Genomic DNA, 16,375 nt, shown 5'->3' on the forward strand with positions numbered 1-16,375 from the left:
TTTCCTCCTTTAAGATTGATGACGTAAGATGGCTTTGTCGATGTGACCATCTTCTTTGTTGAGCAGGTCTTTGGCTGTCTTTTTATCTGTTTTGGTTTGGAGCATGACGATGGCTGTTTTAACTTCTAAATCGGCTGCTTCAAGGGCTTTTATGGCTTGTTCGTAGGAAGCATTGGTCACATGTTGAATGATGGTGATGGCGCGTTCTTTTAGTTTATGATTGCTTACTTTTACATCTACCATCAGGTTTTCATATACTTTGCCTTGTCTGATCATGACAGAGGTGGAAAGCGTATTTAAAATCATTTTATGAGCGGATGCGGCTTTCATTCGTGTTGACCCAGTGATGACTTCTGGTCCTACGACGACTTCAATGGCGCAGTCTGCTAGTTCGCTAATCTCTGCTTGTTCATTGCAGCTGAGGGCTACTGTTTTTGCTCCAATGGTTCTAGCATAGTTTAAAGCGCCAATGATATAGGGTGTTCTACCGCTCGCCGCGATGCCGACAACCGTATCTTTTGATGTCAGGTGGATGTGTTCTAAATCTTTTTGACCAGCTTCTTCACTGTCTTCCACATCTTCTGCTGCATGTGAAAAGGCAGAGTCTCCACCAGCCATGATGCCTACGATGACATCAGGTGAAATGCTATAGGTAGGTGGACATTCGACCGCATCCATTACCCCAATTCTGCCGCTTGTTCCAGCGCCTAGATAAATGAGTCTGCCCCCATTCGAGATGGATTCAAAGGCAAAGTCACTTGCTGTCTTTACGTCTTGAAGGACACGGTTGACGGCGTGAGCGACTTTCATATCTTCCTCATTCATCATTTGGAGCATTTCTAGCGGGTTTGCTTGTGAAATTCCCATGGTGTTAGGGTTTCTTGATTCTGTTGTCAAAGAACGCAGTTGAGATGGCTGCATGTGATATACCTCCTTATTTCTTCACTTTCAGTATATTGAGTATGATATGAAATTTCAATATTATATTTAAATACTGAAATTATATTTCAGTTGAAATGTTGTGCTGATGAGGGTTGAATAGTTAGAAAATAAAAAAAATAAAAATCCCCTTTACAAAAGGGGGACAACCTGTATATAATAACTTTTGTCAGCTTCACGGAAACAGTAAACTTGACAAATTGGCCCGTTGGTCAAGCGGTTAAGACACCGCCCTTTCACGGCGGTAACACGGGTTCGAATCCCGTACGGGTCACCATGATGTGGAGGATTAGCTCAGCTGGGAGAGCATCTGCCTTACAAGCAGAGGGTCGGCGGTTCGAGCCCGTCATCCTCCACCATATGCCGGTGTAGCTCAACTGGTAGAGCAACTGACTTGTAATCAGTAGGTTGGGGGTTCAAGTCCTCTTGCCGGCACTGTTTTTCTTTTATCAATTCCATATGTGGAGGGGTAGCGAAGTGGCTAAACGCGGCGGACTGTAAATCCGCTCCCTCCGGGTTCGGCGGTTCGAATCCGCCCCCCTCCACCATTTTTGGGCTATAGCCAAGCGGTAAGGCAACGGACTTTGACTCCGTCATGCGTTGGTTCGAATCCAGCTAGCCCAGTTAAGACACCTTTTTCAAAAAGGTGTCTTTTTTTATTTTGACGATTGGAATGTATAACTATTCAAAATATTGTTGAGTTGAGTCAGAAGGCACCGAGAAAGTAAAATATAAGCATGAACGGAAAGGGGATGTACATATGGGAGATCAAAAGAAGGTCACGATTGTCGGGGTGCCGATGGATCTCGGTCAAATGAGAAGAGGCGTCGATATGGGGCCGAGTGCCATTCGCTGTGCTGGTGTAAAAGGAAAATTGGAATCGCTTTCATTTGATGTTGAAGATCTAGGGGATATTCCTGTTGAGCAAAGGGATGATGAGAAAGGTCTCTATACAAGTGAAAAACTGAAAAACTTAACGGAGAACGCTGGCGCAAACCAGCTTCTTGCTGAAAAGGTTAGCAGTATTGTGCAGTCAGGTTCGTTTCCGCTGATTTTAGGCGGGGATCATAGCATTGCAATTGGTACACTAGCCGGTGTAGCCAAGCATTATGAAAATTTGGGTGTCATTTGGTATGATGCGCACGGTGATTTAAATACAGAGGAAACCTCTCCTTCTGGAAATATTCATGGGATGCCGCTTGCTGTCAGTCTCGGCTTTGGGCATGCTGATCTAATCAATATTGGCGGTTATACCCCTAAAGTAAAGCCTGAGAATGTGATCTTGATCGGTGCTCGTTCTTTAGATGAAGGAGAGCGGGCATTGATTAGAGAAAAAGGCATTAAAGTGTATACGATGCATGAAATCGATCGATTAGGGATGACGAGAGTAATGGAGGAAGCCATTGCGTATTTAAAAGAAAGAACAGATGGTGTTCATTTGTCGCTTGATTTAGATGGCCTTGATCCAGCGGAGTGCCCTGGCGTGGGAACGCCGGTTGCTGGCGGCATCAGTTATAGGGAGAGTCATCTTGCAATGGAGCTTTTAGAGGAAGCAGGTATTTTGACTTCTGCTGAGTTTGTTGAGGTGAATCCGGTATTAGATGAGAAAAATAAAACAGCAGAAGCGGCAGTTGCATTAATAGGTTCTTTAATGGGTGAAAAGCTATTATAGAGCGGGACTTGTTCCCGTTCTTTTTTTAATTTTGGGGAAATTTAAGGATATGTTAAGGTTTTTACCGGCTGATAAGCGTAACATGCTGTCAAAAATTTGTTACACTATTTTTTAGAGGAGAATGAAACCTTTTGGAACGAGGTTCGTATACATAAAGACCGGTGAAGGCAGAGGTTGAATATACTATGGAAACAATGATTAAAAAGAGAATTAAGCAAGTGAAAAAAGGCGACCAGAACGCATTTGCAGACATCGTAGACCTGTATAAAGACAAAATTTATCAGCTGTGCTACCGTATGCTTGGGAATGCACATGAAGCAGAAGATATTGCGCAGGAGGCGTTTATTCGTGCCTATGTGAATATTGAGAGCTTTGATGTGAATCGTAAGTTTTCCACGTGGCTGTACCGCATTGCAACCAACCTGACCATCGACCGTATTCGTAAAAAAAAGCCGGATTATTATTTAGATGCAGAGGTGGCAGGGACAGAAGGACTGAATATGTATTCTCAAATTGCGGCTGACGGCATTTTGCCAGAGGACGAGGTGGTGTCGCTTGAATTATCGAGCACCATTCAGCAAAAAATTTTAAGATTACCCGATAAATATCGATCGGTCATCGTATTAAAGTATATTGATGAACTCTCGTTAAAAGAAATTAGTGAGATTCTGAATATACCAGTTGGTACGGTGAAAACGAGAATACACAGGGGTAGAGAGGCTCTCCGGAAACAGTTGAGAGACCTTTGAGTGAGGTGATTTTGATGAGCTGTCAGGAAAAAATCGTCCTGCTTATGCATCAGTATTTAGACGGGGACATAGAGCCCGAAGATGAAAAAGAATTAAAGAGCCATCTGCAATCGTGTGAGGAATGCCGTACTCATTTTCAACAAATTGAGAAATCCATCGCGCTCGTGCAGAGTACATCTCATATAGAAGCACCATCTGATTTCACTGCAAAGGTGATGGCAGGTCTTCCAAAGGAGAAAAAGCGTGTGTCGATTCAAAGATGGATCAAAGCTCATCCGCTAATGGTCGCCGCTGCCCTCTTTGTCATATTGATGGGAGGCAGTCTGTTTACTAGCTGGAATACGGATCATAATTTCAGTGTGTCAAAGCAGCCGAATCTCGTGGTTGAAAATGATACAGTGACGGTACCTAAAGGGGAAACCGTCAAAGGTGACGTCACTGTGAAAAATGGCAAGCTGATTGTAGAAGGCAAGGTTGATGGAAACGTAACAGTCGTCAATGGAGAACAGCTGACTGCTTCTGCCGGACAAGTCACTGGTCAAATCAATGAAATTAATGAAGTGTTTGATTGGGTTTGGTACAAAATGAAGTCTACAGCACAAGACGTGATGCGGGTCATTGGGCCAGAGGAGCAAAAGTAAATCAAACAGTTTGAGAGCAGTCTCTAAGGGACTGCTCTTTTTCTATTGATGGACAGACTTGAATGCCAGCCAGATATGGCAACTATTTTCCTTGCTGAAACAAAATGTGGTATAATAGCCACGCTATGTACTTACACATAGGCTCTTTTTTTATAAAAAATGAATCGAACGAAGAATAACTGAAAATTCTGGAGGACGAGGAAATGGCTTTAGGGGATATTCCTTTTTTGCAGTACCTCGGTAATGCTGTTGATATTCTCGTTGTTTGGTATGTGATATATAAATTAATGATGGTCATCCGCGGAACAAAAGCGGTTCAGCTTTTAAAGGGAATTGTCGTCATTGTTCTCGTCAGGATGGGAAGTGCGTATCTCGGTCTTAACACACTTCAATGGCTGATGGATCAAGCGATTACGTGGGGGTTCCTTGCGATCATTATTATTTTTCAGCCAGAGCTAAGGAGAGCGCTTGAACAGCTTGGGCGCGGCCGTTTCTTCTCTAGAAGCGGAACACCTGTAGAGGAACAGCAGCAGAAAACGATCGAGGCAATTACAAAAGCAATTAATTATATGGCAAAACGAAGAATAGGCGCGCTGTTAACGATTGAGCGCGATACTGGAATGAATGATTACATAGAGACCGGAATTCCTTTAAATGCAAAGGTCAGTTCTGAGCTGCTGATTAATATCTTCATTCCGAATACACCGCTTCATGACGGCGCTGTGATTATGAAGCGTGATGAGATTGCAGCTGCAGCGTGTTATTTACCGCTGTCTGAAAGTCCTTTTATCTCTAAGGAGCTCGGTACACGTCACCGCGCGGCAGTTGGTATTAGTGAAGTAACGGACAGTTTAACCGTCATTGTCTCCGAGGAGACAGGCGGCATTAGTGTCGCAAGAAATGGTGATCTCCATCGAGAATTGACAGAAGAAGCGCTTGAAGAAATGCTGATTGCTGAGTTTAGTAAGAACAGCAAAGATGCTTCCTCGACCAAATGGTATTGGAGGGGCAAGAAAAATGGATAAGATTTTGAATAATCGCTGGGCCGTTAAGTTTCTTGCATTGGTCTTCGCTTTATTGCTGTATGGTGCAGTCAATTCAGCGCAAGCGCCCACGCCGAAAAAAATCGGTGAATCCTTTTTCCCAACATCGACAACAGACGAAGCAACCTTAACGGACATTCCTGTTAAAGCATATTATGACGACGAAAAATATGTAGTCACCGGTGTGCCGCAGACAGTCAATGTCACGATTAAAGGATCAACTAGTGCTGTGAAAACAGCAAGACAAACGAAAAATTTTGAAATTTACGCAGATATGCAAAACCTGACGACAGGTACACATAAAGTCGAATTGAAGGCAAGAGATGTATCGAAAGGAATCACGTTAACGATTAATCCGTCTGTGACGACTGTGACGATACAAGAAAAAACGACAGCTGAATTCCCTGTTGAAACGGAATTTTATAATCAAAATAAAATCAAAGACGGCTATTCACCGGAACAGCCTATTGTGAATCCGAAAAAGGTCACGGTTACTGGCTCGAAAGACGTGATCGACAAAATTTCTGTCATTAAAGCATTTGTGAACTTAGAGGATGTCGATCAGCAAATTGAGAAAGAAGCGAAGCTCACTGTGTATGATAGCAGCGGGAATGAGCTACCAGTCGAAGTGAGTCCGTCTGTGGTAGATATTACGGTCCCGATTACGAGTCCAAGCAAGAAAGTTCCGTTTAAGATTGAGCGGACGGGCAGCTTGCCAGATGGGATCAGTATCTCAAGCATCGAGACAAGCCCAAGTGAGGTTACAGTCTACGGTTCTCAAAAGGTGCTGGATGCACTTGATTTTATTGACGGCGTTAAGCTCGACCTAAGCAAGATTAAAGATGATACAGAGATTGATGCCGACATTCCACTGCCAGATGGTGTGAAAAAGGTATCACCTGAAACTGTTAAGATCAAAGTGAAGGTTGCAACAGCTGAAGAAAAAAAGATCGATAATGTCCCAATTTCTGTTGTGGGTCTGAGCAAGGATCTTAGCTCTGCATTTGTGAGTCCGTCTTCTGGGCGTCTCACACTAACAGCAAAAGGATCAAAGAGTGCAATTGATAAACTAAAGGCTTCAGATATTGAAGCCTATATCAATGTCGGGGACTTAAACGAAGGAACACATGAGGTCAAAGTACAAGTGAATGGCCCTCAAAATGTGACATGGACATTATCTAGATCGAAGGTCAAAGTGAAACTGACTTCTACTGATACAGAAGATCAGCCGGCTTCTACGAATGATCGGAAAGATCAATCATCCGATGATGATCAGGAAGAGAAGAGTCAAAAGGAATCTACACAAGATAAAGCAAAAAAAGAATCAAGTCAAAGACAGCGGGTCAAAGAAGATAACAAAGAGGACGCAGCGTCCTCTTGAATGGTAAAAAAGGAGCGATTGAAACATGGGCAAGTACTTTGGAACTGATGGTGTAAGGGGTGTGGCTAATAGCGAATTAACGCCAGAGCTCGCATTTAAAATTGGGAGATTTGGCGGCTATGTGCTCACGAAGGATAAAGAACGTCCAAAGGTACTCGTTGGACGAGACACGCGTGTATCTGGTCATATGTTAGAAGGAGCACTCGTAGCAGGCTTACTTTCAATTGGGGCTGAAGTCATGCGTTTAGGTGTGATCTCAACACCTGGTGTGTCTTATTTAACGAAGGCAATGGATGCAGAAGCAGGTGTCATGATTTCAGCTTCGCATAACCCAGTTCAAGACAACGGAATTAAATTTTTCGGCGGTGACGGTTTTAAACTGTCAGATGAACAGGAAAATGAAATTGAGCAGCTAATGGATCAGCCAGTTGATGAATTGCCACGTCCAGTGGGAGCCGATCTTGGAACCGTGAATGACTACTTTGAAGGCGGTCAGAAGTACTTGCAATTCTTGAAGCAGACAGCGGACGAGGATTTCACAGGCATTCACGTAGCGCTTGATTGTGCACATGGTGCAACATCTTCTCTTGCAACACATTTATTTGCAGATTTAGATGCAGATGTGTCAACAATGGGAACATCACCAAACGGATTGAATATCAACGATGGCGTAGGTTCTACTCATCCAGAGGCACTTTCTGCTTTTGTGAAAGAAAAAGGAGCGGATATTGGTCTTGCGTTTGATGGCGACGGCGACCGCTTAATTGCAGTCGATGAAAAAGGTGATATTGTAGACGGCGATCAAATTATGTACATATGTGCACGTTATCTAAAGGGTGAAGGCCGATTGAAGGATGACACGGTCGTGTCAACGGTCATGAGTAACCTTGGTTTCTATAAAGCGCTTGAGAAGCAAGGCATTAAGAGCATTCAAACCGCTGTTGGTGACCGCTATGTGGTCGAAGCGATGAAAAAGGATGGCTATAATGTCGGAGGCGAGCAGTCAGGCCACTTGATCTTCCTTGATTATAATACGACAGGTGATGGCATGCTTTCAGCAATCATGCTGGTGAATACACTAAAAGCAACAGGAAAAACATTATCAGAGCTTGCAGCTGAAATGGAGAAATTCCCGCAACTTCTAGTGAATGTGAAGGTATCTGATAAGTATAAAGTGGAAGAAAATGAAAAAGTAAAAGCTGTGATCCAAGAGGTTGAAAAAGAGATGAACGGTGACGGACGCATCCTTGTTCGTCCATCAGGAACAGAACCGCTTGTACGTGTCATGGCAGAGGCGAAAACAAAAGAGCTGTGTGATGAATACGTGGCTCGTATTACGGCTGTTGTCAAAGAAGAAATGGGTATTGAGTAATTGATTAAAGCAAATCGCTAAGCAGCGGTTTGCTTTTTTTTTCGAATAAACGTCATAAGAGGCTGGTCTAGTACGAATGATATAAGCGAGGGCAATTTGCTGCTTGCTTTCATACATAAGAGAGCACATCAAAGGTAGAACGTGACAAGCCTCATCGCATATAGTGTAGGGAGGTCTCACTTTCTCACATGAAAGGGATCACCCGCTAAATTGTGATTGACGGAGGTCAGACCTTATAGTACAATCATCCTTGTGTTACTGGATTTTTATTCTAGCAGGAAAGGCAGGGTAGATGTTCAGCCACTCTTATAATTATAGCGCCCGAACTAAGCGATCGAACGACAGATGCTTAGTTGACGAGGATGGAGGTTATCGAATTTTTCGGCGGATGCCTCCCGGCTGATCAAATATAGAGATCACAGCCGTAAGTGTTTCTTTAAAGCAAAGAGGTGACTCTTTGTACAAAGGGAATACACATGATCTCCCAAATTAAACATGTAGAGAGGGACGAAGAAATGTCCCTTCTATTTTAGTAGGCTTTCTTTGTCCCTTTCACATGATCGGGAGGAAGAATATTTATGTGTGGAATCGTAGGTTATATTGGTCAGAATGATGCGAAGGAAATCTTATTAAAAGGTTTAGAGAAGCTTGAGTACCGTGGGTATGACTCAGCAGGTATCGCTGTGGCAAACGAAGATGGCGTGCATGTGTTCAAAGAAAAAGGACGTATCGCTGAGCTTCGTGAAGTCGTTGATGCAAACGTGGCATCTTCAGCAGGAATTGGACATACACGCTGGGCAACACACGGTGTACCAAGCCATCTAAATGCGCATCCGCATCAAAGTGCTTCTGGCCGTTTTACGCTTGTTCATAACGGTGTCATCGAGAACTATGTACAATTGACACGCGAATATTTACAAGACGTCACACTAAAAAGCGACACAGATACAGAGGTTGTTGTTCAAGTCATCGAACAATTTGTGAACAGAGGTCTTGATACAGAGGAAGCTTTCCGTCAAACGCTTCTTCAACTAAAAGGCTCTTACGCAATTGCCCTTTTCGATAACGAAAACAAAGAAACAATCTATGTGGCGAAAAACAAAAGCCCATTATTGGTTGGTTTCGGCGAAGATTTCAACGTTGTGGCTTCTGACGCAATGGCGATGCTTCAAGTAACAAACGAATATGCGGAATTAATGGATAAAGAAATGGTCATTGTTACTAAAGACGAGGTTATTATTAAAAACCTTGACGGTGATATTATGACACGTCCTTCTTATATCGCTGAGCTGGATGCAAGCGACATTGAGAAAGGCACATATCCTCACTACATGTTAAAAGAAACGGATGAACAGCCGCTTGTTATGCGCAAAATCATCCAAGAATATCAAGACGAAAACGGCAAGTTGTCAGTCGCTGGCGATATCGCAAGCGCAGTAGCAGAAGCAGACCGCATCTATATTGTGGCTTGCGGAACGAGCTACCATGCTGGACTTGTTGGTAAACAATACATTGAAGACTGGGCGAAAGTACCTGTAGAAGTCCATGTAGCAAGTGAATTCTCTTACAACATGCCGCTTCTATCGAAAAAACCGTTGTTCATCTTCCTTTCTCAATCTGGGGAGACTGCGGACAGCCGTGCTGTACTTGTTCAAGTCAAAGAACTTGGTCATAAAGCATTAACGATCACAAACGTACCAGGATCTACGCTTTCTCGTGAAGCAGACTTCACATTGCTTCTTCATGCAGGACCAGAAATCGCAGTGGCTTCAACAAAAGCCTACACAGCACAAATCGCTGTTCTTGCGATCCTTGCATCTGTTGCAGCTGAATTAAATGGTCAATCTCTTGACTTTGATCTTGTGAAAGAGCTTGGGATTGTAGCAAACGCAATGGAAGCCCTTGTCGATCAAAAGGATGAAATGGAACAAATCGCTCGTGATTTCTTCACAGTGACACGTAACGCATTCTTTATCGGAAGAGGACTTGACTACTATGTGTGCCTTGAAGGTTCACTCAAACTAAAAGAGATCTCTTACATCCAAGCAGAAGGATTTGCTGGTGGAGAACTCAAACACGGTACGATTGCTTTAATTGAAGAAGGCACACCGGTCATTGCCCTTGCCACGCAAGAGCATGTGAACCTCAGCATTCGCGGTAACGTCAAAGAAGTCGTTGCACGCGGCGCAAACCCATGTGTCATCTCACTAAAAGGCCTAGAAGACGAAGGCGATCGTTTCGTCCTTCCAGCTGTACACCCAGCACTTGCACCACTTGCATCTGTTGTTCCATTACAGCTAATCGCTTACTACGCAGCCCTTCACCGCGGGTGTGATGTGGATAAACCACGTAACCTTGCGAAGAGTGTGACGGTGGAATAGGGATTAAATAAAATCGGATTTTTGATACCCCTTTAGATATAATTGTCTAAAGGGGTATTTTTGTGTCAATAGAACTAGCAGTTGAAAGATTTAAGCTGAACTTTGATTGATAGATACTATTTTGCCATTCTTAAGGAGGAAATATTATTTTTATTCGATACGTAAAAAAAGAAAAATGGGGAATTGTTTTTTTCTTAATTGGTTATATTGCATTGTTTATCATTTCTTATTGTTTAATTGGTGGCCCTGTCTCAAGTGGAGGACCAATAGGTGTATTCCTTGGATTTTGTATTGTTCAATTTTTAAAATATAGGATTTTCAAAAAAGATGAAGAGAATAAAAAGGGAAATAGTAAAGGGTTATATCATCGTTTATAAATTGTATTTATAGCTAACTTAATGTGTTAAGTACATGGAATTAGAATGCCAAACGCACCTTGTGCAGATAAGACAGATTAACTATTTAACGAAGAAAGAGAGCAGACACATGACCAAACCTAAAATCTACACAATGAGCTTTGCAAAAGTCTATCCTCTCTACATCGCAAAGGCAGAGAGAAAGGGACGAACGAAGGCTGAGGTTGATACGATCATTTGTTGGTTAACGGGGTACAGCCCCGCAGAGTTACAGGAGCAGTTGGACAAGCAGATAGACATTGAAACCTTTTTTGCTGAGGCTCCTGAGCTTCATCCTTCCCGCAGCTTAATTAAAGGAGTCATCTGTGGTGTTAGAGTAGAGGACATTGAGGAAGAGACCATGCAGAACATTCGTTATCTAGATAAGCTGATTGATGAGTTAGCGAAGGGAAAGAAAATGGAAAAGATTTTTCGAGATTCGTCATGAACATCACAAGCGATCCCAGTGAACCCTCACTGGGCTTTTTTATATTTATAGACCATTCGACCAATAAAAATAAAATCCATTTGAACGAATTCACTCTTCATGTCGTCAAAAGAAGTAATACCAAAACAAATTGGCGTTTGAAAAGGGAGTGGCGTGGATGGATATGAAGATGATTTTACCTCTTATTTTGCTGCAAGCGATTTTAATGGTGATTGGTTTGTTTGATTTGTTGAAAAGAGATCCATCGAGGATCAGAGGAGAGGTGAAGTGGGTTTGGGCTTTGGTGATTGTGTTTGTGGCGAGTGCCGGTCCTATTGCGTATTTCATTTTTGGTCGTAAACAATCTTAGTAGGGGGGATTCGCTTGAATATGTTGGAGTGTCACGGGCTGACGAAATCGTATGGACGGCATGAAGTGTTAAAAGAGGTTTCTTTTTCTGTTGGGGAGGTTGGATGTGTTGGTTTTTTAGGAGCCAATGGAGCGGGGAAGACAACGACGATCCGGATTTTGACGGGGCTTGCTCGTCCTACGTCTGGCGTTGTGAAGGTGGCAGGTATGGATGTGACAAAGGACATGGATGACATTAGTCATGTGATCGGCTATTGTCCGCAGCATCCTGCATTTTATCAGGATATGACGGGGCAGGAATGGATGCATTGGGTTGGCGGGTTATTTCATTTAGAGAAAAACATCATTCGTTCCAAAACAGAGGAGTTGTTGAAGCTTTGCCGTGTGTATGAGGCGAAGGATCGTGCTATTGGCAGCTATAGTGGAGGCATGAAGCAAAGACTTGCCATTGCGCAGGCACTGATCAACAGCCCGAAGGTTCTGATCTTGGATGAACCTGTGTCGGCACTTGATCCTATGGGGAGAAAAGACGTCCTGACTTTGATTGAGCGTCTAAAGCATGAGATGCTGATCTTTATGTCGACCCATATTTTAGATGACATTGAAAGGGTGGCGGATCATATTATTATGATCAACAGCGGTAAAATTGAGATGTCCTCTTCGATGAAACAGATCAAAGAAGACTATATCCAGCCCGTGATTGAATTTCAATTAGAACAACAGAATACGAAACTAGTGGCTTTGTTAAAGGAGCGGGATTGGGTGGAGGAATGTATTGAGACAGGAGACGCTTATCAGGTGCAAGTCAACGATCAACAAACGGCATTGAAGGAGCTGCCGGGTCTCATCACAGAAACAGGCGGTGTTCTTCTCCAATACCGATTATCTAAGCTGACGCTTGAAGATATTTTCATGAAGGTTGTGACGGCATGATGATGTTGAAAAAGGAATTTAGGGAGTTATTCACTAGTTATAAAATGTTGTTTGTGCCGATCATTTTTACGATTTTAATGATTACGCAGCCTATTACGCTCAAAATGCTGCCGGATCTTTTATCGAAATCGGCTCATTTACCAGAAGGGTCTACATTTTATATACCAGAGCCTAGTGCCGGAGAGGCTTTAGCCAGTGCATTGAGTAAATTTGATTCGCTCGGCGTGTTTATCCTCATTATGATCGTGATGGGGACGATTGCTGGAGAGCGTGCCTCTGGGGTGACGGCGATGATTATGGTGAAACCGATCAGTCGAATGAGTTATTATGTCTCAAAAATATGTGCCTATGCCTGTTTAACGTTGTTTAGTTTGATAGTGGCGGTGCTTGCTTCCGTTTATTATGTGGACATCCAATTTGGGCATGTGGATTGGGGCAATGTGTTAAAAGGAACGCTTTTGTATTATCCAAACCTACTGCTCATTGTGGTGTCGACCATTTGTGCATCGGCTTTCTTTAAGCGCTCAGTGACTGCGGGCGGCGTTTCCCTTTTGATCAACCTCATCCTCTTTACCGTTCCTTCGTTTTATGAGGATACATTAGGGAAGTTTGCACCTAAAGGCGTCACAAGTGCGGCTGAGGAGATGATTCATAGAGGGACTTATTCGGATCAGGCGCTTACAAGCTTTCTAGGTGTATCGGTATTGATTGGTTTCTTTTTTCTCATCGGATGGTTTCTTTTTAGAAAACAAGAATTATAGCATGGTGTACCCTTTGGATATGAAAATCTAAAGGGTTTTTTATGTATTTAGTAAGTAAAAAATAAGACATAAATACATATTATCATGATTTAAATGTTGAAATAATATATACTTAGTATATAATTACTCCGTAAAGGAATGGGAGGAGTTTGCAGATGATTCAGATCAAGAATGTGAAGAAGGAATTCTTTCAAGGCCAGGAGCGGACTGAGGTGTTGAGGGGCGTTGATTTGACGGTAGAAGAAGGGGAGTTTGTAGCGGTGATGGGACCGAGTGGTTCTGGAAAAAGTACATTACTTCAGCTGTTAGGCGGGCTTGATCTGCCTACTGATGGAGAGATTTTGATAGATGAGCATCAGTTGAGTGAGATGAATGAGAAAGAGAGAACGATTTTTCGCCGAAAACAGATTGGGTTTGTGTTTCAAAATTATCAGTTGCTGCCTACATTAACTGTCGAAGAAAATGTGGCGTTTCCGCTGCATGCAGATGGACGTTTAACAAAGGAGAATCAACAGACGGTTGTAGAGCTGTTAGAGGCTGTTGGCTTGAATGGACTTGGGCGGAAACGGGCTAGTTTGCTGAGCGGTGGGCAGCAGCAGCGTGTAGCGATTGCAAGAGCTCTAGTCAATCAGCCGTCAGTGCTGTTAGCAGATGAGCCGACGGGGAACTTGGACCGGCATAGAGCGGAGGATATTTTGGCGTTAATGTGCAAGTTCAATCGAGAAAGCAAGCAGACGATTATCATGGTGACGCATGATATTTTCGCAGCGGGGTTTGCGGACCGAATCATCCTTTTTAAAGACGGTGTTATTGATCAAGTGATTTCTAGAAAGGATGATGATTATGCTCAGTATGTGGCGAATTTCATGGCGTAACATGAGTCAGCATAAAAAGCGGTTCGCCATTTCTGTTCTTGGCATCATTGTGGGAATTGCTTTTGTCACGTCGATGCTCATTGCCGATCGAACGACAAATGATGTGTTTCATTACTATGAGCAAATGTATGTCGCTGATGCAGATTATTGGGTGTTGAGTGATGATCATACGTATGATGAGGAACAGATATCCTCCATTTTAAAGCATCCTGATGTGACAGGATCATTATTAGCGCTGGATAAACAGACGTTTTTTGATGTAGAAGGTGATCACTCTCTTAACCAACGGGCGGTGCGAATTACCGGAGTACAAGATCAAACGAGCTCTTTACTGAAGCTGCCTGTGATTGAAGGGCGTTTGGATAATCAGGGGTTGGTCATACCAGATGTTGTGGCGAAGCTGCTGAATAAAAAAGTGGGAGATACCATTCGTTTTTCTGATTTGGGCGAAGCGAAGGTATCTGCCATTGTGGAATATACACAGCTGCTTTCAAGTCCGAGTGACTGGAAGAGTGCAGAATCATCGAGTTTTCGTGTGATGGCGCCGCTTGATTTATTGAGAGAATGGACGGGACTCGATCATCAGCTTTCTTATATGAGATTTCAGACGAATGATGGCGGAGAGCAGCTCTTTCAATCTTTACAGAAAGAGTTCAAGGATGCCGATGTTTTTGTCCAGCCTGTGGTGGCGGATGACCGGCAAAGTAATGACATTGGCGGGTTGTACACGTTCTTTTACCTCATTGCAGGGCTGTCGATGTTTATGAGCGGTTTTATCGTGTTTAATATGATTTATACGAGTGTGATGGAACGGAAAAAGGAATTTGCGATTATGAAGAGCTTTGGTTATACGCAGGGCTCTGTTTCTAAGCTGATGTTGATTGAGGTTTTGATCTTGGCATGTATTGGAACAGCCATTGGGGTGCCGATTGGCGTTTGGCTTGGAGATGTGTTCATGCAAACACTGCTTGGTGTGTTTGCTTTTGATATGGTGTATTCGTTAGATTGGCAAGTGCCTGTTATAATTTCCGTGATCATTGGTATTGTGTTCCCTGTGCTGTTTTCGTTATTTCCGATCTATCATGCAGGGAAAACGTCTGTGCTGCTGACTTTAAAATCCACTACCCAAACTTCTACACCGAAAAAACAATCGGTCATTAGAGCGGTGATAGGGATAGGCTTGCTTTCATTTGTATGGGTGGATCATCCGGCTGCTTATCTTGCCATTTTAGCCAGTATGGTTCTGTTATTCCCATTTTTTCTGCTCTTTTTGAACCGGTTGTTGGCGCCTCTTTTGAAGTTTGTCTTTGGTTACCCGGGCCATCTATCCTCGCAGCATGTCACGCAGCAACTGAATCGAAATGCCAATACGGCGGCGATTCTAGCTGTTGGGATTGCTGTGATCTTTCTTTTAAGTGCGGTCATTGAATCAGCTCCAGACGGCTACGAAAAAGAGATTCGTCAAACGTACGGCGGTGATCTCAGGGTTACCTCTGAAGCGCCATGGACGAAAGCGGATCAAGAAAAGCTGTCATCCTATGAGTCTGTTGAGCGGGTGGAACCGATGATGGAAGCGGCTCCTTTGACATGGGAAACGGCCCATGGAGAGAAAAGACAATTTTCTATCATCGGTGTGGATGAGAAAGGACCTTCTTTTATAGAAGGTGACAATAAAGGCGATTTGTATCAACGATTATCAGAAACGCCTTCTATCGTGTTAGGAGAGCGTGCGTTTGATGAATGGGGTGGGCGTATTGGAGAGAGTGTGTATCTCAATGCACCTTCTGGCCGGCAGCAGTTACAAGTCATTGATGTGGTCAAGACTTCTCATCATTCGGGTTATGTGGCATTTGTCGATCAGACATTTTTACAAGAGGATTTAGGGTGGACGCAGCCCCTTGATATCCTGCTTACGTTAAAAGACAAAGGTGCCGGTGAGTCTTTACGAGATCAGCTATGGGAAGACTTTGGGCAGCGGCTTTCAAAGGTGAAAACAGTAGAGGATGAGATTGAATCAACGACATCGGCTTTAACTGGTATGAACGAGTTAATTTCTATGATGCTCATTTTCATTATTGGGCTCGCGAGCATTGGAACAGCCAATACACTACTGATGAACACGCTTGAACGCACATCTGAGATTGGCACCATGCGGGCGCTTGGGCTGACAAAGCAGCAGGTGAGAAAAATGATCGTCGGAGAAGGTGTGCTCATTGGGTTATCAGGTGTGATTGGCGGCATTTTATTTGGTGTGATTCTTCTATATGTCTCAAGCCAATCTGATTGGCTCAGTGGATTTGTTTCATTTCAGCTGCCATTTGTGCATGTGTTGCTGGCAGTGATCGCAGGAATTGCACTCAGTTTAGCGGCTTCATGGATTTCTAGTGCGACAGCGAGTAAAATAGAGATGATATCATCTCTCAAAGAAGGTTAAATC

At 43.3% G+C, this 16,375-nt stretch carries 14 protein-coding genes and 5 tRNA genes; 18 read left to right on the plus strand and 1 reads right to left on the minus strand.

From position 1 onward, the window contains the following. Positions 1–9 precede the first annotated feature (9 nt). Positions 10–921 carry an N-acetylmuramic acid 6-phosphate etherase gene (gene murQ, locus NST57_RS01030; RefSeq protein WP_341297841.1) on the minus strand — a complete coding sequence of 304 codons (912 nt, stop codon included), beginning with the start codon at positions 919–921 and terminating at the stop codon, positions 10–12. 220 nt (positions 922–1,141) lie between these two features. Between murQ and NST57_RS01035 the strand changes: the two genes are divergently transcribed. The 18 genes from NST57_RS01035 (at position 1,142) to NST57_RS01120 (ending at position 16,372) form a co-directional block, all read left to right on the plus strand. Further along, positions 1,142–1,216 (plus strand) — tRNA-Glu (locus tag NST57_RS01035). A 6-nt stretch (positions 1,217–1,222) separates the two neighbouring features. Then, positions 1,223–1,298: transfer RNA gene (locus tag NST57_RS01040), tRNA-Val, on the plus strand. Between the two features lie 3 nt (positions 1,299–1,301). Beyond that, positions 1,302–1,374, plus strand: a tRNA-Thr gene (locus tag NST57_RS01045). 28 nt (positions 1,375–1,402) lie between these two features. After that, positions 1,403–1,487, plus strand: a tRNA-Tyr gene (locus NST57_RS01050). A gap of 4 nt (positions 1,488–1,491) precedes the next feature. Beyond that, a tRNA-Gln gene (locus NST57_RS01055) sits at positions 1,492–1,563 on the plus strand. Positions 1,564–1,699: 136 nt separating this feature from the next. Next, positions 1,700–2,611, plus strand: a complete 912-nt coding sequence (gene rocF, locus NST57_RS01060) for an arginase (RefSeq protein WP_341297842.1) — start codon at positions 1,700–1,702, stop codon at positions 2,609–2,611. Positions 2,612–2,796: 185 nt separating this feature from the next. After that, positions 2,797–3,360 carry an RNA polymerase sigma factor SigW gene (gene sigW / locus NST57_RS01065; protein WP_007498553.1) on the plus strand — a complete coding sequence of 188 codons (564 nt, stop codon included), beginning with the start codon at positions 2,797–2,799 and terminating at the stop codon, positions 3,358–3,360. 14 nt (positions 3,361–3,374) lie between these two features. Next, entirely contained in the window at positions 3,375–4,001 is a 627-nt protein-coding gene (gene rsiW, locus NST57_RS01070) for an anti-sigma-W factor RsiW (RefSeq protein ID WP_008344028.1), read from the plus strand. A 203-nt stretch (positions 4,002–4,204) separates the two neighbouring features. Then, positions 4,205–5,026, plus strand: coding sequence for a diadenylate cyclase CdaA (gene cdaA, locus NST57_RS01075; protein ID WP_008344027.1), 822 nt, complete (start codon positions 4,205–4,207; stop codon positions 5,024–5,026). Further along, entirely contained in the window at positions 5,019–6,425 is a 1,407-nt protein-coding gene (locus tag NST57_RS01080) for a CdaR family protein (protein ID WP_008344026.1), read from the plus strand. The genes cdaA and NST57_RS01080 overlap by 8 nt, the downstream gene beginning before the upstream one ends. 25 nt (positions 6,426–6,450) lie before the next feature. Then, on the plus strand, positions 6,451–7,797 hold the full coding sequence (glmM, locus tag NST57_RS01085) for a phosphoglucosamine mutase (RefSeq protein ID WP_007498543.1): 1,347 nt from the start codon (positions 6,451–6,453) through the stop codon (positions 7,795–7,797). A 578-nt stretch (positions 7,798–8,375) separates the two neighbouring features. Continuing rightward, positions 8,376–10,178, plus strand: coding sequence for a glutamine--fructose-6-phosphate transaminase (isomerizing) (gene glmS, locus NST57_RS01090; protein WP_007498541.1), 1,803 nt, complete (start codon positions 8,376–8,378; stop codon positions 10,176–10,178). Positions 10,179–10,664: 486 nt separating this feature from the next. Continuing rightward, on the plus strand, positions 10,665–11,021 hold the full coding sequence (locus NST57_RS01095) for a DUF2200 domain-containing protein (RefSeq protein ID WP_341297843.1): 357 nt from the start codon (positions 10,665–10,667) through the stop codon (positions 11,019–11,021). Between the two features lie 157 nt (positions 11,022–11,178). Then, positions 11,179–11,370 carry a PLD nuclease N-terminal domain-containing protein gene (locus NST57_RS01100; protein ID WP_003217265.1) on the plus strand — a complete coding sequence of 64 codons (192 nt, stop codon included), beginning with the start codon at positions 11,179–11,181 and terminating at the stop codon, positions 11,368–11,370. A 14-nt stretch (positions 11,371–11,384) separates the two neighbouring features. Then, the gene (locus NST57_RS01105) at positions 11,385–12,302 is read left to right on the plus strand and encodes an ABC transporter ATP-binding protein (protein WP_341297844.1); all 918 of its coding nucleotides are present in this window, start codon (positions 11,385–11,387) and stop codon (positions 12,300–12,302) included. Then, entirely contained in the window at positions 12,299–13,063 is a 765-nt protein-coding gene (locus NST57_RS01110) for an ABC transporter permease (protein ID WP_341297845.1), read from the plus strand. The genes NST57_RS01105 and NST57_RS01110 overlap by 4 nt, the downstream gene beginning before the upstream one ends. 155 nt (positions 13,064–13,218) lie before the next feature. Further along, on the plus strand, positions 13,219–13,938 hold the full coding sequence (locus NST57_RS01115) for an ABC transporter ATP-binding protein (protein ID WP_048001369.1): 720 nt from the start codon (positions 13,219–13,221) through the stop codon (positions 13,936–13,938). Then, a complete protein-coding gene (locus tag NST57_RS01120; RefSeq protein WP_341297846.1) occupies positions 13,907–16,372 on the plus strand; it encodes an FtsX-like permease family protein in 2,466 nt (821 codons plus the stop codon). Before NST57_RS01115 ends, NST57_RS01120 begins: the two co-directional genes overlap by 32 nt. Positions 16,373–16,375 lie beyond the last annotated feature (3 nt).

The sequence above is a fragment of the Bacillus sp. FSL M8-0077 genome, from assembly GCF_038050255.1.
Classification (GTDB): Bacteria; Bacillota; Bacilli; order Bacillales; family Bacillaceae; genus Bacillus; species Bacillus altitudinis.

What these genes read in the sequence shown, in the direction of transcription:
- murQ (WP_341297841.1), bottom strand. Translation starts at nt 921, where the DNA reads ATGCAGCCATCTCAACTGCGTTCTTTGACAACAGAATCAAGAAACCCT.
- rocF (WP_341297842.1), top strand. Translation starts at nt 1,700, where the DNA reads ATGGGAGATCAAAAGAAGGTCACGATTGTCGGGGTGCCGATGGATCTC.
- sigW (WP_007498553.1), top strand. Translation starts at nt 2,797, where the DNA reads ATGGAAACAATGATTAAAAAGAGAATTAAGCAAGTGAAAAAAGGCGAC.
- rsiW (WP_008344028.1), top strand. Translation starts at nt 3,375, where the DNA reads ATGAGCTGTCAGGAAAAAATCGTCCTGCTTATGCATCAGTATTTAGAC.
- cdaA (WP_008344027.1), top strand. Translation starts at nt 4,205, where the DNA reads ATGGCTTTAGGGGATATTCCTTTTTTGCAGTACCTCGGTAATGCTGTT.
- NST57_RS01080 (WP_008344026.1), top strand. Translation starts at nt 5,019, where the DNA reads ATGGATAAGATTTTGAATAATCGCTGGGCCGTTAAGTTTCTTGCATTG.
- glmM (WP_007498543.1), top strand. Translation starts at nt 6,451, where the DNA reads ATGGGCAAGTACTTTGGAACTGATGGTGTAAGGGGTGTGGCTAATAGC.
- glmS (WP_007498541.1), top strand. Translation starts at nt 8,376, where the DNA reads ATGTGTGGAATCGTAGGTTATATTGGTCAGAATGATGCGAAGGAAATC.
- NST57_RS01095 (WP_341297843.1), top strand. Translation starts at nt 10,665, where the DNA reads ATGACCAAACCTAAAATCTACACAATGAGCTTTGCAAAAGTCTATCCT.
- NST57_RS01100 (WP_003217265.1), top strand. Translation starts at nt 11,179, where the DNA reads ATGGATATGAAGATGATTTTACCTCTTATTTTGCTGCAAGCGATTTTA.
- NST57_RS01110 (WP_341297845.1), top strand. Translation starts at nt 12,299, where the DNA reads ATGATGATGTTGAAAAAGGAATTTAGGGAGTTATTCACTAGTTATAAA.
- NST57_RS01115 (WP_048001369.1), top strand. Translation starts at nt 13,219, where the DNA reads ATGATTCAGATCAAGAATGTGAAGAAGGAATTCTTTCAAGGCCAGGAG.
- NST57_RS01120 (WP_341297846.1), top strand. Translation starts at nt 13,907, where the DNA reads ATGCTCAGTATGTGGCGAATTTCATGGCGTAACATGAGTCAGCATAAA.